Annotated in this window: 19 protein-coding genes; 15 read left to right on the forward strand and 4 right to left on the reverse strand. The window is 66.3% G+C overall.

Annotated elements, in window-relative coordinates:
• Genes I7X43_RS00160 through msrQ form a run of 3 tightly spaced genes read left to right on the forward strand, consistent with a single transcriptional unit; the run spans position 1 to position 2321 of the window.
• The gene (locus I7X43_RS00160) at positions 1-771 is read left to right on the forward strand and encodes a substrate-binding periplasmic protein (RefSeq protein WP_246480131.1); all 771 of its coding nucleotides are present in this window, start codon (positions 1-3) and stop codon (positions 769-771) included.
• A 36-nt stretch (positions 772-807) separates the two neighbouring features.
• Positions 808-1722, forward strand: coding sequence for a protein-methionine-sulfoxide reductase catalytic subunit MsrP (gene msrP / locus I7X43_RS00165; RefSeq protein WP_198098868.1), 915 nt, complete (start codon positions 808-810; stop codon positions 1720-1722).
• On the forward strand, positions 1713-2321 hold the full coding sequence (gene msrQ / locus I7X43_RS00170) for a protein-methionine-sulfoxide reductase heme-binding subunit MsrQ (protein WP_310737497.1): 609 nt from the start codon (positions 1713-1715) through the stop codon (positions 2319-2321). The genes msrP and msrQ overlap by 10 nt, the downstream gene beginning before the upstream one ends.
• On the opposite strand, the gene I7X43_RS00175 is transcribed toward msrQ, so the two are convergent.
• Positions 2302-2547, reverse strand: a complete 246-nt coding sequence (locus I7X43_RS00175) for a DUF1653 domain-containing protein (protein WP_198098869.1) — start codon at positions 2545-2547, stop codon at positions 2302-2304. The genes msrQ and I7X43_RS00175 overlap by 20 nt on opposite strands.
• Before the next feature lie 54 nt (positions 2548-2601).
• On the opposite strand from I7X43_RS00175, the gene I7X43_RS00180 reads away from it, so the two are divergent.
• The 8 genes from I7X43_RS00180 to I7X43_RS00215 all read left to right on the forward strand — a co-directional run bounded on the left by I7X43_RS00180 (position 2602) and on the right by I7X43_RS00215 (position 8714).
• A complete protein-coding gene (locus tag I7X43_RS00180; protein ID WP_198098870.1) occupies positions 2602-3063 on the forward strand; it encodes a thioredoxin family protein in 462 nt (153 codons plus the stop codon).
• 48 nt (positions 3064-3111) lie between these two features.
• Complete coding sequence (locus tag I7X43_RS00185) at positions 3112-3879, forward strand: SDR family oxidoreductase (RefSeq protein ID WP_198098871.1); 768 nt, start codon at positions 3112-3114, stop codon at positions 3877-3879.
• A 3-nt stretch (positions 3880-3882) separates the two neighbouring features.
• A complete protein-coding gene (locus tag I7X43_RS00190) occupies positions 3883-4278 on the forward strand; it encodes a dihydroneopterin aldolase (RefSeq protein ID WP_198098872.1) in 396 nt (131 codons plus the stop codon).
• A gap of 5 nt (positions 4279-4283) precedes the next feature.
• Positions 4284-5192, forward strand: coding sequence for a tRNA 2-thiocytidine(32) synthetase TtcA (gene ttcA / locus I7X43_RS00195; protein WP_198098873.1), 909 nt, complete (start codon positions 4284-4286; stop codon positions 5190-5192).
• Positions 5193-5216: 24 nt separating this feature from the next.
• Positions 5217-5807: a DUF4136 domain-containing protein gene (locus I7X43_RS00200; RefSeq protein WP_198098874.1), complete on the forward strand. Its 591-nt coding sequence runs from the start codon at positions 5217-5219 to the stop codon at positions 5805-5807.
• 68 nt (positions 5808-5875) lie between these two features.
• Entirely contained in the window at positions 5876-7258 is a 1383-nt protein-coding gene (gene glmU, locus I7X43_RS00205) for a bifunctional UDP-N-acetylglucosamine diphosphorylase/glucosamine-1-phosphate N-acetyltransferase GlmU (RefSeq protein WP_198098875.1), read from the forward strand.
• Positions 7259-7277: 19 nt separating this feature from the next.
• Positions 7278-7802 carry an SRPBCC family protein gene (locus tag I7X43_RS00210; RefSeq protein WP_198098876.1) on the forward strand — a complete coding sequence of 175 codons (525 nt, stop codon included), beginning with the start codon at positions 7278-7280 and terminating at the stop codon, positions 7800-7802.
• A 3-nt stretch (positions 7803-7805) separates the two neighbouring features.
• Positions 7806-8714, forward strand: a complete 909-nt coding sequence (locus I7X43_RS00215; protein WP_198098877.1) for a DUF808 domain-containing protein — start codon at positions 7806-7808, stop codon at positions 8712-8714.
• A 7-nt stretch (positions 8715-8721) separates the two neighbouring features.
• Here I7X43_RS00215 and I7X43_RS00220 read toward each other — a convergent pair whose 3' ends face one another.
• Positions 8722-9495 (reverse strand): hypothetical protein, encoded by a 774-nt coding sequence (locus I7X43_RS00220; protein ID WP_198098878.1) that lies wholly within the window; start codon positions 9493-9495, stop codon positions 8722-8724.
• Positions 9496-9584: 89 nt separating this feature from the next.
• Between I7X43_RS00220 and I7X43_RS00225 the strand changes: the two genes are divergently transcribed.
• Positions 9585-9791, forward strand: a complete 207-nt coding sequence (locus tag I7X43_RS00225) for a hypothetical protein (RefSeq protein ID WP_198098879.1) — start codon at positions 9585-9587, stop codon at positions 9789-9791.
• Positions 9792-9795: 4 nt separating this feature from the next.
• Here I7X43_RS00225 and uvrA read toward each other — a convergent pair whose 3' ends face one another.
• On the reverse strand, positions 9796-15372 hold the full coding sequence (uvrA, locus tag I7X43_RS00230) for an excinuclease ABC subunit UvrA (protein WP_198098880.1): 5577 nt from the start codon (positions 15370-15372) through the stop codon (positions 9796-9798).
• A gap of 68 nt (positions 15373-15440) precedes the next feature.
• Here uvrA and I7X43_RS00235 point away from each other — a divergent pair, with 68 nt between their 5' ends.
• Positions 15441-16961 carry a malonate--CoA ligase gene (locus I7X43_RS00235; protein ID WP_198098881.1) on the forward strand — a complete coding sequence of 507 codons (1521 nt, stop codon included), beginning with the start codon at positions 15441-15443 and terminating at the stop codon, positions 16959-16961.
• Entirely contained in the window at positions 16942-17166 is a 225-nt protein-coding gene (locus I7X43_RS16605) for a cysteine-rich CWC family protein (RefSeq protein WP_198098882.1), read from the forward strand. The genes I7X43_RS00235 and I7X43_RS16605 overlap by 20 nt, the downstream gene beginning before the upstream one ends.
• Here the strand turns inward: I7X43_RS16605 and I7X43_RS00245 are convergent.
• Positions 17139-17630: a 3'-5' exonuclease gene (locus I7X43_RS00245; RefSeq protein ID WP_198098883.1), complete on the reverse strand. Its 492-nt coding sequence runs from the start codon at positions 17628-17630 to the stop codon at positions 17139-17141. The two genes, I7X43_RS16605 and I7X43_RS00245, sit on opposite strands and share 28 nt — an antisense overlap.
• 115 nt (positions 17631-17745) lie before the next feature.
• Here I7X43_RS00245 and I7X43_RS00250 point away from each other — a divergent pair, with 115 nt between their 5' ends.
• On the forward strand, positions 17746-18108 hold the full coding sequence (locus I7X43_RS00250) for a PilZ domain-containing protein (protein ID WP_198098884.1): 363 nt from the start codon (positions 17746-17748) through the stop codon (positions 18106-18108).
• The last annotated feature ends 65 nt before the right edge of the window (positions 18109-18173 follow it).

Genomic DNA, 18173 nt, shown 5'->3' on the forward strand with positions numbered 1-18173 from the left:
ATGTGGCGCGCCGCGCTCCTGCTGGGGATCAGCGCGCTGTTGGTTGCGCGCGCCGCTCCCCTGCGCATCGCGACGGGTGAGTTGCCGCCCTACGCGACGGCCGAGCGCTCTGACCAAGGCTTGGCGCTGGCCATCGTGCGGCGCGCCTTCGAGTTGGGCGGACACGCGGTGGAGTTCCACTTCATGCCCTGGTCACGAGCCCAGCTCGAAACGCAAGGCGGTCAATGGGACGCCAGCGCACACTGGGGCGCCACGCCGGAGCGTCGCGAAAACTTCCTGCTGAGCGACAACCTGCTCACCGAAGACTGGGTTTTCGTTTATCGCCGCAGCTTGAAAGACTTCAGCTGGCGCACGGCGGCCGACCTGCGCCCGTACCGCATCGGTTTGGTTCGCGACTACACCTACACCCCGGAAATCTGGGCCCTGGCGCGCTCAGGGCAGATCAAGTCCGGGAGCCCTCCGAATGATTTGGCGGGCCTCAAGATGCTGTTGCTGGACCGCATTCAGGTGTTTCCCACTGAGCGTCGTGTGGCCTGCGACTTGGCGAGCCGCCACTTGAACCCCGAGCAGCAGGCCGAGTTGATCGCTCACCCAAAGCGCATGACGGACAACTTCACCACGCACGTCCTGTTTCCAAAGGGCAAACCCGCCAGCGACTCCTTGCGGCTGGACTTCAACCGAGGCTTGGCCCAGTTGCGCGCCAGCCCGGAGTACCGCCAATTGCTCCAGGTCCCCATCGGTTGCCCTGCAGGGTTAATGGCAAAACCTTAAAGTCGGCCGCACCGCAGCGGTTGGTCGGAGGCTGGCATGAAGATCTTGACGACGGAAGTCACGCCGCGTGCGCTTTTTGAGCGGCGGCATTTCATCCTGGGGGCCCTGACCTTGCCCACCGCGGCCGCGGCTTCCGCCACCCGACTGGCGGCCGAGCGCAGCAACGTCCTCGGTGCGGTCAGCATGGAAAAGCCGACCGCCTTCAGTGACGCCAGCACCTACAACAACTTCTATGAGTTCGGACTCGACAAGGACGAACCCGCACGCGAGGCCCAGCGTCTGCGCACCCGCCCTTGGACTGTTCAGGTCGATGGCGAGTGCCTGAAACCGCAGACCTTCGGCATCGAAGACCTCCTGAAACTGGCCCCCATGGAAGAGCGCATCTACCGCCTGCGCTGCGTTGAAGGGTGGAGCATGGTCATCCCTTGGATCGGCTATTCCCTTTCCGCGCTGCTCAAGAAGGTCGAGCCCACCGGCAAAGCCAAGTTCGTCGAGTTCACCACCTTGGCGGACCGCGAGCAAATGCCTGGCCTGCGCTCCGGTGTGCTGGACTGGCCCTACCGCGAAGGGTTGAGACTGGATGAGGCGCTACACCCGTTGACGCTGCTGAGCTTTGGGATGTACGGCGAGCTGCTGCCCAAACAGAACGGCGCGCCCCTGCGCTTGGTGGTGCCTTGGAAGTACGGATTCAAGTCAGCCAAGAGCTTGGTGCGCATCCGTTTGACCGAACGGCAACCGGCCACCAGCTGGAACACGTCAGCGCCGCGTGAGTACGGTTTCTTCAGCAACGTCAACCCGCAAGTGAACCACCCCCGCTGGAGCCAAGCCAGCGAACGCCGCATTGGTGAAGATGGCCTGTTTTCGAAGCGACGCCCCACCCTGATGTTCAACGGTTATGCGGAGCAAGTGGGGCAGCTCTACACCGGCCTGGACCTGAAGCGGTGGTTCTGAACGCGCTGACCCACCGCACGGCCAAGCCCATCGCGCATCTGATTTGCGTGGCGCCCTTGATGTGGTTGGTGACGGCCGCCTTCACCCATCGACTGGGGGCCAACCCGGCCGAAGCCCTGATTCGCGGCCTGGGCGATTGGACGATAAGGGGCTTGGTGTTAACGTTGGCCATCACCCCCTTGCGGGTTCAGTTTCATCAACCGGCCTTGCTGCGTTTTCGACGCTTGCTTGGGGTGTGGACCTTTGTGTACGCGACCTTGCACTTGCTGGCCTATGCCTGGCTGGACATGGGACTGGACCTGCTCGACATCGTCGGCGACATCGCCAAACGGCCCTTCATCCTGGTGGGCATGCTGAGTTTTGGCTTGCTGCTGCCGTTGGCGGCCACGTCGTTCAACGCCGCGGTGCGCCGGTTGGGGGGGAAGCGCTGGCAGACCTTGCATCGGGTGGTTTACCTCATCCCGTTCGCAGCCTGTTTGCATTTCTGGTGGATGCGCGCAGGCAAGCAAAACTTTGCGGACCCGTTCTTCTACAGCGCCCTGTTCGCTCTGGCATTGGGTTGGCGGGTCTGGCGCCGATTCAAGAAACGTCCGGGCTAACCCGCTCGAACCGGCGACGAACCTGCCCCCCAACCGCCAAGGTGCCAAAGAACATGGCATGGGGGCGCACCCAAAGGCCGCTGGCGTTGTAGAGCGGCCGGTACACGACCAGGGGCTCCTGGGTTTCGCTGTGGCGTGCGCAGCCGATGACTTCGTATTCGCCGCCTTTGTAGTGGCGATAACGGCCCAGGGGGGTCTCGGGCAAGGCGGGCAGGTCGGTGTCCATGACCTCCAGTATCGCCACAGCGCCAGTGGCAAGATCGACCTTTTGGAGAGTTCCATGAAAGCTTGGTGGCTTGCCCTCATCCTGATCGTTTGCAGCGTCGCCGCTACGGCCCAACCTTATGACGAAGCCGCCGATGGTGCCGCCGACGTGGCACAGGCGCTCGTTCAAGCGCAAAAACAGTCCAAACCGGTGCTGGTGGTTTTCGGGGCCAATTGGTGCGGGGACTGCGTGGCCCTGGACCGCGCCTTTCAGCAAGAGCCCACGGCCGGATTGATTCAGCGCGAATTCGTGCTGGTGAAGGTGGATGTGGGCCGCTTCACCAAGCACCAGGAGCTCTCCAAACAGTATGGCCAACCCACCAAAAAGGGCATCCCAGCTGCCGTGGTGCTCAACGCCAAGGGCGAAGTGGTCCTGGCCTCGGTGGGGGGCGAACTCTCCAATGCCCGGCGCATGAGTGAAGCCGGCATCCACGACTATTTCCACAGCGCAGCGCAGCAAGCCAAGGCCAAACGCTGACGTCGGGGTGCCCAGGCCCGGGATAATTCCGGGTTTTCCTCGTCCGCCATGCGTCCAACCGTTCTCATTACCGGCGCGGCCCGTCGCCTGGGCCGCCATTTGGCCCTGCACCTGGCCCGGCAGGGCTATGACGTGGCCGCTCACCACCGGGCCGCACCGGACGCCGATGCCGATTCGCTCAGCGCCGAATTGGCGGCCCTGGGAGCCCGCGCCGTGGCGCTACCGGCCGATTTGGAGGACGAAGCGGCCGTTGAAAGGCTGGTGCCGGCGGCCGTTGAGGCGCTGGGGCACCTCGATGCCGTCGTCAACAGCGCCTCGCTGTTCAGCCACGACGACATCGCCACCCTGAGCTACGCCAACCTGGAGCGCCATCTGCGCGCCAACACCGCCGCCGCCCTGACCCTGGCGCGTGCGCTGCACCGCCATTGCGAGACCGCAAGGCACGCCGGCTGTGTGGTCAACGTGCTGGATCAAAAGCTCTGGAACCCCAACCCGGACCATCTCAGCTACACGCTCAGCAAGGCGGCCTTGGAAGCCGCCACGCCCGTGCTGGCGCAGGCACTCGCGCCCCGCGTGCGGGTTGTGGGCGTGGCCCTGGGCGTCACCTTGCCCAGCGGACCCATGACGGAAGCGGAGTTCCTGGCCGCCCATGCGCTGACGCCATTGGGACGCAGCAGCACGCCTGACGATTTCGCGCAGGCGGTGCACTATTTGCTGGGCGCGAAGGCGGTCACGGGCACCACCCTGCTAGTCGATGGCGGTCAACACCTCGCCGCGCAGCCACGCGACGTTTACTACCTCGTGAAGAGAGACTGATTTATGGCCTCCGCCCTCGACCACCCCAGCCTGCTGAACTGCCGGCGCCTCTTTTTGCGCAATTACGAGGTGTGGATCAACATCGGCGTGCACGACTTTGAAAAACGCGGCGAGCAGCGGGTGCTGATCAATGTGGACCTCTACGTGCCCCTGGCCGAAACCACGCCCCAGGCGGACGAACTGGACGAGGTGGTGGACTACGACTTCATGCGCCGCACCATCGCCGAATACGTGTCGGGCGGGCACATTCACTTGCAGGAAACCCTTTGCGATGCCGTGCTGGCGCGCATGTTGACCCACCCCAAGGTTCGCGCCGCGCGCGTGAGCACGGAAAAGCCCGATGTCTACCCCGATTGCGACGCGGTCGGCGTTGAGGTCTTCGGCATCAAGCCGAACTGAATTCCATGAGTAACAAAGACAAAGCCACCCACGAGCTGAACAAGCTCAGCAAGCGCCTACACCGCCAGGTGGGCGAGGCCATTGGCGACTTCAACATGATTGAAGACGGCGACAAGGTCATGGTCTGCCTCTCCGGCGGCAAGGACAGCTACGCGCTGCTGGACATCCTGCGCAACCTCCAGGCTCGCGCGCCGATTTCGTTCGACCTGGTGGCCGTCAACCTGGATCAAAAGCAGCCCGGCTTCCCCGAGCACGTGCTGCCGACCTATCTGAAGGCAGTCGGCGTCCCCTTCCACATCGAAGAGCAGGACACCTACAGCATCGTCAAGAAGCTGATCCCCGAGGGCAAGACTACTTGCAGCCTGTGCTCGCGCCTGCGCCGCGGCATCCTCTACCGGGTCGCCCAAGAGCTCGGCGCCACCAAGATTGCCTTGGGCCACCACCGCGACGACATCGTCACCACGCTGATGCTCAACATGTTCCACGGCGGCACGATGAAGGGCATGCCCCCCAAGCTCGTCAGCGATGACGGGCGCAACACCGTGATCCGCCCGCTGGCCTACGTGGCCGAAGAAGATCTGGTGCGCTGGGCCGAGCATCGCCAGTTCCCCATCATTCCCTGCAACCTTTGCGGCAGCCAAGAGAACCTACAGCGGGCCGCCATCAAAGAGATGCTGCAGGGCTGGGAAAAGAAACACCCGGGCCGCTTGGACAACATGCTGCGCGCCATGGCCCACATCGTGCCCAGCCACATGATGGACACCGCGTTGTTCCCCTTCACCACCATCAAACCCACCGGTGCCCCGTATGCTGGGGGCGACATCGCCTTTGATGAGGATGACGAGGCCTGCGCCCCGCCGCCTCCCGCCGAAGAAGCGGTCATCCAGTGGGCCCGCAGCCCCGTTAAAGCCTGATCCCCTTTCATCAGGAGAACTGTCATGAGCCCGCACCGTCGCACCCTGTTAAGTTTGAGTGCCCTGGCCTTGCTGGGGGGCTGCGCCGCCCTCAAAACGCTCGCTGTCGACGTTCGAAGCTTTGGCGCGTGGCCGGCCGACAAAAAGGCCGGCACCTATGCCTTTGAGCGCTTGCCCAGTCAACAAGATCCCCTGAGCCGGGCGGCGGAATGGGAGACGCTGGCGGCACCCGCGCTGGAGAAGGCGGGGTTCAAACCCGCGCCTGCCGGCACGCCCCCGGATGTAATCGTGGCACTGGGCGTGCGCATCAGCGCCGTGGCCCTCAGCCCCTGGGACGATCCGCTCTGGTACCGGTGGAACGCCCCGCTGTACCACTGGCGCTTTGGCATGCCCCCGCGGGCGCACCCCTTATTTGTCGATCGACGCTACGAGCGTGAAGTGGGGGTCCTGCTGCGTGACCGGGTGAGTGGCCAGCCGCTCTATGAAGCCCGTGCCAGCAGCGATGGCAGCACCCAAGGCGGCGACGCGCTGATGGCAGCCCTGTTTCAGGCGGCTTTGGCCGATTTCCCCAAAGCCCAGCCCCAACCGCACGTGGTGCGCATTCAGCTGCCCTGAGCGGTCGCCGTCGCTGGGTGCTCTGCGGCTGAAATAATCGCGCCCCTTCAGGAACCGGGGAGGCCGCAATGGCAATGAATGTGGTGGTGATGGCCGCGGGCAAGGGGACGCGCATGAAGTCGGCCCTGCCCAAGGTGTTGCACCGCTTGGCGGGCAAAGCACTGGTTCAGCACGTTCTGGATACCCTGGCGCCCCTGCCCGCCTCAACCCGCATCGTCATCACGGGCCACGGGGCGGAGGCCGTCGAGGGAACCTGCCAGGGCCAGGGCTTGCGCTACGTGCGCCAGATGCCCCAACTCGGGACCGGTCATGCTGTGCAGCAGGCCGTTCCTGTGCTGGCCACAGACGCACCCACCACCCTGATCCTGAACGGGGACACCCCGTTGGTCCAGCGGAAAACGGCCGAGGCCCTGGCTACGGCCTGTGCGGGCCAACGCCTTGCCCTGTTGACGGTCGACTTGCTGGACCCCTCCGGATACGGTCGTATCCTGCGTGATCCGCAAGGCCGTGTACAGGGTATCCGGGAGCACAAAGATGCCAGCCCTGAGGAACGGGCCATCCGCGAGGGGTACACCGGCATGATGGCCGCCCCCACCGCGCTGCTGGTGCGCTGGTTGAGTCAACTGCGGAACGATAACGCCCAGGGCGAGTACTACCTAACTGACATCGTGGCCATGGCCGTGGCGGAAGGGGTCGAAGTGGTGGCCACACGGGCCGGCAGCGAGACCGAAGTGCTGGGCGTGAATGACCCGCTGCAGCTGGCGGATCTGGAGCGGCGTTTTCAGCGCGAGCAAGCCGAGGCGCTCATGCGGGGCGGTGTGCGCCTGGCCGATCCGGCCCGTTTCGACTTGCGCGGTGAACTTGTCCCGGCGACCGACGTCGAGATTGATGTGGGCTGCGTTTTTGAAGGCCGGGTCGAACTGGGCGAAGGGGTGCGCATCGGCGCCTACTGCGTCATCAAAAATGCACGCATCGCCGCCGGGGCCGTGCTGCACCCCTTCACGCACATTGACGGCGAGACGACCGGCGTTGAGGTGGGGGAAGGCGCGCTGATCGGCCCCTTTGCCCGTCTGCGTCCCGGGGCCAAATTGGGCCGGGACGTGCACATTGGCAACTTTGTTGAGGTCAAAAATTCCACCCTGGCCGCGGGCGCCAAGGCCAACCACTTGGCCTACCTGGGCGATGCCACCGTGGGCGAACGGGTGAATTACGGGGCGGGGGCGATTACCGCCAATTACGACGGCGCCAACAAGCACCGCACCGTCATTGAGGCCGATGTTCACGTTGGATCGAACTGTGTCTTGGTGGCCCCGGTCACCCTGGGTCAGGGGGCGACCATCGGCGGGGGCAGCACCATCAGCAAGAATGTGCCCCCGGGCCATCTGGCCGTGGCGAGGGCCCGCCAAACGGTGATCCCCGATTGGGCCCGACCGACCAAGATCAAACCCTGACCCTTTTAAAGGAGTGGCCATGAGATTGCTGACGATGGTGTTGAGCGTGACCACGGCCCTGGTGGGTGTGGTCTTGGGCGGCGCCCTGATGTTGTCCCCCGACTACGCGGTGAGCCGCTCGGTGGTGATTCAGGCCCCCGCAGGGGCGATCTATCAACACCTGGATTCCAGCCCGGGATGGGCGCGCTGGGGCGTGTGGTACCGAAATGATCCGCAAATGAAGGTCACCAACAGCGGCCCGGCCAAAGGGGCGGGCGCCGCCTGGAGTTGGCTCAGCGCCAGCCAAGGCAATGGCAAGATGAAACTCACCGCGGTCGAACCCGAGCGCAAGGTGGCCTACGAACTCCAAATTGAAAGCTTCGCCCCCAGTGCCGGCGCACTGACGCTAGAGCCCGCCGAAGGGGGCACACGGGTCACCTGGAGCATGGAGGGCCGCATGGACAACCTCATCAGCCGCTGGCTGGCGTTCTTCATGGATCGCATGGTGGGGCCGGACTTTGAAGCCGGCCTCGCCAACCTTAAACAACTCAGCGAAAACCCTTAACCCATGGCCGCAGGCAGTCTTCTCGCCCTTCTCGACGACATCGCCACCGTTCTGGACGATGTCGCCATCCTGACCAAGGTCGCCGCCAAGAAAACCAGCGGCGTGCTGGGCGATGACTTGGCGCTGAACGCGCAGCAAGTGGCCGGTGTGCGCGCCGAACGCGAGATCCCCGTGGTCTGGGCGGTGGCCAAGGGCAGCTTTGTCAACAAAGCCATCCTCGTGCCGGCCGCGCTGCTGATTTCCGCCTTCGCCCCCTGGTTGGTGCTTCCCCTGCTGATGCTGGGCGGCGCCTATCTCTGCTTTGAAGGGGTGGAAAAACTCTGGCACAAGATCGCCCATCGCGAGGAAGAAGCGGCGCACGAAAAGGAGGTGATGGACGCCCTGCTCCAGCCCGAGGTGGACCTGGTGCAGTTCGAGGCCGACAAGATCAAGGGCGCCATCCGCACCGACTTCATCCTCTCGGCTGAAATCATCGTCATCGCTCTGGGCATCGTCGCTGGCAAACCACTGGGCACCCAGCTCGGAGTGCTGACGGGCATCGCCATCGCCATGACGGTGGGGGTGTATGGCCTGGTCGGGGCCATCGTGAAGATGGACGATGCCGGCCTTTATTTGGCCCAGCGCCACGCCAGCGGCCCGCTGAATCTCTTGGGTCGCGGGCTGCTGGCGGCGGCGCCCCAGCTGATGAAGCTCTTGGCCATTGTGGGCACGGCGGCCATGTTCCTGGTCGGCGGCGGCATCCTGGTGCACGGCATCCCCGCCCTGCACCACATCGCCGAAGACCTAGCCCAGGGCGGCTTCACCGGCGCCTTGATGGAAATGGGCCTAAACCTGGGCGTGGGCGTGGCTGCCGGGGCGATCTGCCTGCTGGTCTGGAATGGCGTGAGCCGCTGGCTGCCCCAGCGCGCCTGATCGCCGCTCAGGGGCAGTACGCCCGGGCAGACGGCCCCGCCGCCAGGCTCGCCCGGGCCTGCTCCCGCAGCAAGGCCTGGGAGGCGGCGTCCACGGGGGAGCTCAGCAAGGGCGGCCCGGCCTCCAGCGGCTTTCCGCTGGCGCTGGCGTACAGCACAAACGCCGCCAACAACGCCCCGGCCGGGCTGCTGTGATTGCCATCCGCGGCGTACAGCGGCAGTTCAGGCCAAGCAGACCGGACACGATCAAAGGCTTGAGGCACGGGGGCCAAACAGGCCGGGCTGGCCTTGGCAATCGACTCGTACACGGCGTAGATGCGCCCCGCTTCGTCTTGGCCTGCACGCGGCCATTCTGGGAACAGCACGGGCAAGGCTTGACGCTCCTTCACGCGTCGAACCCACTCTTGCGCTTCTGCGGTGGGGTAGATGAACTGCCAAGAGCTGCTGAGCTTTTGTGCCTGCAGCACCACATGGGTCCAGCCCGCCGACGCCAAGAGTGCGACGGATCGCCCATCGCTGAGCCGTTCATCCAAGAAGAGATAGTCCGGCGCTGCCTGCACGGCAACGGCCCCTCCTCCTTGCTGAAACAACTCGCGCACCAGTTCTGGCACGTTGTTCACATGGGTGTGGCTGTTGCCCAAAAACAGGATTGCAGCCGGCGCAGTGCCCGCAGGGGTCGGCACAGAAGCTGGGGGAGCGGGGGGTGGCAACTCGCCGCCACCCCCGCACGCGCCCAACCCCAGCAACGCCAACCCGCCCAACTTGGTCGTCCAATGTTTCATGGATGCATCTTGCGCGGTGCTCCGGATGCAGTCAAAAGTCAGCCGTGCTGCGGGCTAGCATGGCGCCCTTTCTTCCCCAATCCCCTGGCATGGTCTCCCAAATCCTGGCCGCGATCGGCCTGACGGCCTGTGTTGGCATTGCGCTGTATCAGCTAAAGAACTGGTTGATGCGCCGCCGCGCCAAGCCGCGTCGCCCCGCACCGACTGCCCGGCCCGAACGCCAAGAGGTCGAGTGGGACGGCAATGTGGCCCGCCCTGACTTTCGCAAGCGGCGCGACAAGCGCACGCTGCACTGATCGCTCAGCGGCTCAAAACCCCCGCCAGTGCCTGCCCGGTGTGGGTGCCGACCGCCACCAAATGCTCGGGCGTGCCCGCCGCCACCAGGCGGCCGCCGCCCTTGCCGCCCTCGGGCCCCAGGTCGATGACCCAGTCGGCCTCGGCCATCAGGTCCAGGTCATGCTCAATGACCCACACCGAATGGCCGCCGTCCACCAGGCGGTGCAGCACCGCAATCAGGCGCGCCACATCGGCCATGTGCAAGCCGACCGTGGGTTCGTCCAGCACATAGAGGGTGTGCGGCTGCTTCTGGCGGCGCACGTCCTCGCGCACCTTCACCAGCTCGCTAACCAGCTTGATGCGCTGGGCCTCGCCGCCGCTCAGCGTGGGCGAGGGCTGGCCGAGCGTCAGGTAGCCCAGGCCCACGTCCTGCAACAGTTTGAGGGGGTGGTGGATCGCCGGCATGGCGGCGAAGAACTCGACCGCCTCGTCCACCGGCAGCTCCAAAACCTCGCCGATGCTTTTCCCACGCCAGCGCACCGCCAGGGTTTCGGGGTTGAAGCGCTGGCCGGCACAGACGTCGCAGGTCAACTTCACATCGGGCAGAAAGCTCATCTCCACCGTTCGCATGCCCTGCCCTTCGCAGGCCGGGCAGCGGCCGGGGCCGGTGTTGAAGCTGAAGCGCCCGGCCTGGAAGCCGCGGCCCTTGGCTTCAAGCGTTTCGGCAAACAGCTTGCGGATCGCGTCCCAGAAGCCGATGTAGGTGGCCGGGCAGGAGCGCGGGGTCTTGCCGATCGGGGTCTGGTCGACTTCGAGCACGCGCTCGATCGCCTCATGGCCCTCGATCGCCGCGCAGCCCGACCACTTCGAAGGGGCCTTGCGCAGCGGCACGGCGGCGGCCAGATTGGCCAGCAGCACCTCGCGCGCCAGCGTGCTCTTGCCCGAACCGCTGACCCCGGTGACACCCACCAGACGGCCCAGCGGCAGGCTGGCATCGAGCTGCTGCAGGTTGTGCAGCGTGGCGCCGCGCACCGTCACGTGCGGTGTCTCGGCGTTCACGGGCCGGCGCGGGCGCAGCGGGTGGCGCATCGGTTCGGCCAGGCAACGGCCGGTGGTCGACTCCGGCGCTGCGGCCAAATCGGCTGCCGTGCCCTGCGCCACCACGCGCCCGCCGCGTTGGCCGGCGCCGGGGCCGATGTCGATCAGGTGTTCGGCGCGGCGGATCGTGTCTTCGTCATGCTCGACGACGACCAAGGTGTTGCCGCGGCTGGCCAGGGTCTGCAGGGCGTCGAGCAGGATGCGGTTGTCGCGCGGGTGCAGGCCGATGGTGGGTTCGTCCAGCACATAGCAAACGCCCTGAAGGTGCGAGCCGAGCTGCGCGGCCAGGCGGATGCGCTGGGCCTCGCCGCCACTCAGCGTAGGAGCGGCGCGGTCCAGGGTGAGGTAGCCCAGGCCCACCTGCTGCAAAAAGGCCAGGCGGGCGCGGATCTCGCTCAGCACATCGCGGCCGATCTCGTGTGCGCGGCCCGCCAGGGCCAGGCTGTCCACCCAGGCCAGGCAGTCGTCCACACTCAGCTGCGCGATGTCGGCAATCGGCGCGTCGGCAAAGCGCACCGCCCGCGCCGTGGGGTTCAGCCGCGCACCGCCGCAGTCCGGGCAGGGCAGATCGCCCAGGTCCTCGATCTCCGGTTCGTGCGAGAGCCGCTGCTCGCGGCCCTTTTCGTCGTCGCCTAGTTGCGAGTCGTCCAGCAGCTGGCGCTGGCTGCGGTCCAGCGCCAAGCCGGTGCCCACGCAACTCGTGCACCAGCCCTGCTTGCTGTTGTAGGAGAACAGGCGCGGGTCCAGCTGCGGGTAGCTGGTGCCACAGACCGGGCAGGCGCGCTCGGTGGAGAACACACGCACCGGCTGGGCGCCGGTCAAGCAGGGCAGCAGGTGCACCACGCCCTTGCCCGCTTCCAGGGCCTTGGCCAGCAACTCGCGCAGCGCGGGTTCGTTGGCGGGGTTCACCTCCACCTCGCCCACGGGCAGCTCGATCACATGCTCCTTGAAGCGGTCCAGGCGCGGCCAGGGCTTGGTGGGGATGAAGAGCCCGTCCACGCGCAGATGGGTGTAGCCCTTGGCGGCCTGAGCCTTGGCCAGGTCGGTGTACAGGCCCTTGCGGTGCATCACCAGCGGCGCCAGCAGGCCGATGCGCTGGCCGCGGTACTCGCTCTGGATCTGCGCCAGGATCTGCTCGGCCGACTGCGGCGCCACCACGGCACCGTCGTGCACGCAATGCTGCACGCCCAGCTTGACCCACAGCAGGCGCAGGAAGTGCCAGACCTCAGTGGTGGTGGCCACCGTGCTCTTGCGGCCGCCGCGGCTCAAGCGCTGCTCGATGGCGACGGTGGGCGGAATGCCCCAGACGGCATCCACCTCGGGTCGGCCGGCCGGCTGCACGATGCTGCGCGCATAGGCGTTCAGCGATTCGAGGTAGCGGCGCTGGCCCTCGTTGAACAGGATGTCAAAGGCCAGCGTGCTCTTGCCCGAGCCGGACACGCCAGTGATGACGTTGAACTTGCCGCGCGGCACGTCCACATGTACGCCCTTGAGGTTGTGCTCGCGGGCGTTGACGATCTGGATCGCCTCGCTCTGCGCCGCGCGCTCTTTTCTTCGATTCAAGAGCAAGGTCTGCAGCGGCAACCCTTCGGCCGCCTTGACCGGCTCGTCCATCGCCAGCGCGTAGTCGCGCAGGGCCTGGGCGGTGTGGCTGCTGGCGTGCTCGCGCACGTCCTCGGGCGTGCCCTGGCAGACCAGCAGGCCGCCCTCGCTGCCGCCCTCGGGGCCGAGGTCGATCAGCCAGTCGGCGGCGCGGATGACGTCGAGGTTGTGCTCGATCAGCAGCAGCGAATGACCAGCGCTGATCAGCTTGCGCATCGAACGCATCAGCTTGGCGATGTCATCAAAGTGCAGGCCGGTGGTGGGCTCGTCGAACACGAACAGCAGGCCCTTCTTGGCCACGCGCGGCTTGCTGCCGCTGTCGGCCAGGTGGGAGGCCAGCTTCAGGCGCTGCGCCTCGCCGCCGCTCAGCGTGGGCACCGGCTGGCCCAGGCGCAGGTAGTCCAGGCCCACGTCCTGCAGGGGCTGCAGCTTGGCCAGCAGCTCGCGGTCGTCCTTGAACAGTTCCACGGCCTCGGCCACGGTCAGCTCCAGCACCTCGGCCACATTGAGCTTGCGGCTGCATCGCTCGATCACCACTTCCAGCAGCTCCGTGCGGTAGCGCGTGCCATTGCAGTCCGGGCAGCGCAGGTACACATCGCTGAGGAACTGCATCTCCACATGCTCGAAGCCTGTGCCCGCGCAGGTGGGGCAGCGGCCTTCGCCGGCGTTGAAGCTGAAATGGCCGGCGCCGTAGCCACGCTCCAGCGCCAACGGAGCGGCGGCAAATCGCTTGCGCACCTCGTCAAAGGCCCCGACCACCGAGGCCGGGTTGGAGCGGGCGGTCTTGCCGATCGGGCTTTGATCGACGAACACCACGCCGGCCAGCCAGTCGGCGCCGAGCAGACGGTCGTGCGCGCCGGGGGCGTCGGTGCTTTCGCCGAAGTGGCGCTTCAGCGCCGGCACCAGCACGTCCTGCACCAGGGTGGATTTGCCCGAGCCGCTCACGCCCGTGACGACGACAAAGCGCTGCAGCGGGATCTCGACCGAGAGCGAGCGCAGGTTGTGCTCGCGCGCGCCTTCGAGCAGCAGGCGCGGGGTATTGGCCTCCACCACGCGCTTCAGGCCCATGCCCACATGGCGGCGCCCACCCAGGTAGTTGCCGGTCATGGTGTTGGCGGCGCGCAGGGCCTCGGGGGTGCCGTCAAACACCACATGGCCGCCCAGCATGCCGGGGCCGGGGCCCATGTCGAGCACACGGTCGGCGGCAAACATCACGGCTGGGTCGTGTTCGACCACAACCAGGGTGTTGCCGGCATCGCGCAGGCGGTGCATGGCCTGGGTGATGCGGTGCATGTCGCGCGGGTGCAGGCCGATGCTGGGCTCGTCCAGCACAAAGAGCGTGTTGACCAGGCTGGTGCCCAGAGCCGTCGTCAGGTTGATGCGCTGCACCTCGCCGCCGCTGAGCGTGCGGCTCTGGCGGTCCAGGGTCAGGTAATGCAGTCCGACATCGCAGAGGTACTTCAGCCGGTTGCGGATCTCATCGAGCAGATGTCCGAGCGCCTCGTCCAGCAGCGCCGAGTCCGGCTGGTAGGCATCGAAGAAGGCGCGCACCTGGGCGATCGGCAGCTGCAGCAGGTCCGGCAGGGCCAGGCCGGGCAGTTCGGCCAGCTGGGTCGGCGTCCAGCCCACGCCCACCGGCAGGAAGCGCGCCGCGGGCGCCAGCACCGCATCGGCCTCAGGCTTTCCGCCCAGACGCCACAACAGCGATTCGGTCTGCAGGCGCGCACCGCGGCAATGCGGACATTCGGTGTAGCTGCGGTACTTGGACAGCAGCACCCTGATGTGCATCTTGTAGGCCTTGGTCTCCAGGTACGCGAAGAAGCGCCGCACCCCGTACCACTTCTTGCCCCACTGCCCGTCCTTATAGTCCTCCTGGCCTTCCAGCACCCAGTGGCGCTGCTCGGGGCTGAGGTGGCTCCAGGCGGTGTCGCGCGGGATGCCGAAGGCGCCGGCATGCTTCATCAGATCGTCCTGGCACTCGGCCCAGGCCGGGGTCTGGAAGGGCTTGATGGCGCCACCGCGCAGGGTCTTCTTCTCGTCCGGGATCACCAGGCCCCAGTCCACGCCGATGACGCGGCCAAAACCACGGCAGTGCTCGCAGGCGCCCAGGGCGGAGTTGAAGCTGAACAACGCCGGTTGCGGCGGGCGGTAGCGGATGTCACTGTCCGGGCAATGCAGGCCGCTGCTGTAGCGCCAGACCTCGGGTCCATCCAAGTTTTGGACCGCCATCAGGCCCTGGCCGCGGGTGAGGCAGGTTTCGATGGCCTCCATCAGCCGCACGTCTTCGGCGCTGGAGAGGCGGATGCGGTCGGCCACCACGTCGATAACGGCTTGACCGTCGGCCTCACGGCGGTTCAGGTAGCGGGTGAAGCCGGCGGCGGACAGCCATTGCTCGATCTCACCCTCACCCACCGCGGCTGGCAACTGCACGGCAAACGTGAGCGCCACGCGCGGGTCGCCCGCGGCGGCGGCGCGGGCGCGCAGATCGGCAGCAATCGTGGCCGGTGTGTCCGCCCGAACTTCCTGCGCGGTCTGGCGGTCGAACAGCCGGGCCGCGCGGGCGAACAGCAGCTTGAGGTGGTCGTTCAGCTCGGTCATGGTGCCGACCGTGCTGCGGCTGTTGCGCACCGGGTTGGTCTGATCGATGGCAATGGCCGGGGGCACGCCCTCCACACTGTCCACCGCCGGGCGGTCCATGCGGTCCAGGAACTGGCGCGCGTAGGCCGAGAAGGTCTCGACGTAGCGGCGCTGGCCCTCGGCATAGAGGGTGTCGAACACCAGCGAGCTCTTGCCTGAACCACTGGGCCCAGTCACCACGGTCAACTCCCCGGTGCGGATCTCCAGGTCCAGGTTCTTGAGGTTGTGCTGGCGGGCACCGCGAATTCGAATGGGGGCTGACATGGAGGCTTCACCACGACGGGGGGCGAACATTCTGCGGGCTGGCGAGAATTGCTGCTGAAAGGCCTTCCATGACCCTGCACGACGCTTCCTTGTTTTCGGCCCTCCGAACCGGCTTCCCCTCGGACTGGGATCAGACCGCCATCACCGTCTGGGACCAGGACGACCAGCCCGCCTACTCCTGGCGTGACCTGGACCGAGGATCGGCCATGCTGGCCAACCTGTTCATCGATCTGGGGATTGAGCCCGGTGAGCGCGTCGCGCTGCAGGTGGAAAAGTCGGTCGAGGCCCTGATGGTGTGGCTGGCCTGCCTGCGCAGCGGTTTGGTGCTGGTGCCCCTCAACCCCGCCTACCAAGCCGCCGAACTGACCCATTTTTTGCGCGATGCCGAACCTCGGGTGCTCATCTGCGCGCCTGAAACCTTCGGGCGCCACAGCAGCCTGGCCTTTCAGCTGGGGGTCGGCTGGGTGTTCACCCTCGGCACCGAGCGCACGGGCACGCTGCTGGACCGGGCGGCGTTCCAGCCTGACCGACACACCCCGCTGCCCCGCACCGAGGCCGACGCGGCCGCCATCCTGTACACCAGCGGCACCACGGGGGTCAGCAAAGGGGCGTTACTGACTCACGGCAATTTGCTCAGCAATGCCCAAACCTTGGTCGAGCTCTGGGGGTGGCGCGCCCAGCCGGACGTGCTGATTCACGCCCTGCCCATCTTCCATGTCCATGGCCTGTTCGTCGCCAGCCATTGCGCCCTGCTCAGCGGCAGCCCCATGCGCTGGCTGCAACGTTTTGACCCTGCCGCCGTTTGTTCTGCTTTGGAGGGGGCCACGGTCTTCATGGGCGTGCCCACGCTGTACACGCGTTTGCTGGCCCACCCCGCCTTTACACCGGCCCGTTGCGGCACCATGCGACTGTTCATCAGCGGCTCCGCGCCCCTGCAGGCCGAAACCTTCGATGCCTTCGAGCAGCACATCGGCCAACGGATTTTGGAGCGCTACGGCATGAGCGAGACCGGCATGCTGACCAGCAACCCGCTACACGGCGAACGCCGCCGGGCCTCCGTGGGGCCCGCGCTGCCGGGGGTCAGCGTGCGCATTCACGAACCCGACAGCGAGGGCGTGGGCAGCGTCGAAGTCCAGGGGCCGAATGTGTTTTCGGGCTACTGGAAACGCCCAGAGCTCAATGCCACCGAGTTCACCTCTGACGGGTTCTTCCGCACGGGCGACATGGGGCGCGTGGATGCCGAGGGGTATTTGTGGCTGGTCGGGCGGGCCAAGGACCTGATCATCACCGGCGGCTTCAATGTCTACCCTGCCGAGGTGGAACTGCACCTGAACGAGTTGCCCGGAGTGCAGGAGTCCGCGGTGATCGGCTTGCCCCATCCGGACTTTGGGGAGGCGGTGACGGCGCTGGTGGTTCCGCAAGCGGGCGCAGCACCCGACGAAGCCGACCTGCTCGCCCGCATGCGCCAACGCCTGGCCGGGTTCAAGTGCCCCAAACGCATCCTCGTCTGTGCCGAGTTGCCGCGCAACGCCATGGGCAAGGTGCAGAAAAAACTCTTGCGAGACACCCATGCCCAGCTCTACCGCTGAAGCCCCCTGCCCGCGCTGCGGACGGCCCCGGGTGTGTGGGGCCACCACCGGCGACTGCGCCTGCTTCGGCTTGGATCTCAGCCCCGAGTTGCAGCGGGAACTGCGGCGGCGTTGGTCAGACTGCCTGTGCGTGGCCTGCTTGAGTGCCCTCCAACGCGGCGCCCCCTTTGAGGCGCCTCAGGCTGAGCCAGCCCGAACGCGCTGAACCGCAATCTGCAGCACTTTGGCGTCGCTGCTGGCGCGGTGCCGCCCGAGCGACAGCTCGTCGCGCACCCGATCTACGGTCGCGTGCCAGCGCGCCGCTTGGGCCTCGTCGAGCAAGGTGCGCAAATCTTCCAGGCGGAAGCTGGGGGTGAGATCCACGGCGTCATACAGCCGGGCCAGCCAGGGGTAGTCCTGCGCCCAGCCGTCGCAGTACACCGTTTGGCCCGCCAGCCGCTCGTTCAGCGCCGCGGCAACCCATTCGGCGGACCGACCGTGGGTAGCCAAAACCGCCCGACTGATCCCGTGCACAGCCTCCGCTTGATCGTCCCAGTGCACCCAATCGGGTTCCGGATGGATCAAGGTGCAAAAGGGCTGGCCCGCCCCGTCCACAAAACCCACTTCGATGGGATAGCTGCCGCGGCCGAAACCGCTGGCTTCGAGGTCGATAAAGGCAGGGGAGCTCATGCTGCTGAATGTAGTGCAGCCGCAACTAACGGGCATGCGGGATTTCCTGCCTTGGTCTGGTCACCCGGGCGCTTTGCGCGCATGATCAAGTCTTCTGCCATCAACCGCTCACGGTATGAAGCCCGCCGACGAACGTCGCCATTTTTCTCGGGTGCATTTCGCCACCCAGGCCCAAGTCATCAGCGTCGACGAACGACTGGAGGCCCAGCTGCTGGATATCTCCTTACAAGGCGCATTGGTGCAATTGCCGGAAGGCGCGGCACTCCAAGCCGGCGAGCCGTGCTTGCTGGCCCTGCGCTTGGGCGACATCACCCTCAAGATGGGGGCCGAGGTGGCCCACGTCCAAGACGGGACGGCAGGCTTGCAATGCCGCACCATCGACTTGGAGTCCATCAGCCATTTGCGCCGTTTGGTGGAGGTCAACGTGGGTGACCCCAAGTTGTTGGAGCGCGATTTGAAGTCTCTCGTTGCGCTCTAAGTCGCGCAACGATTCATGGCCTGTTGGACCTGGGGCCCCCAGCAGCGCCGTTTGAACTGCGCCCC

It is taken from the genome of Inhella gelatinilytica, from assembly GCF_016093295.1.
GTDB lineage: Bacteria > Pseudomonadota > Gammaproteobacteria > Burkholderiales > Burkholderiaceae_C > Inhella > Inhella gelatinilytica.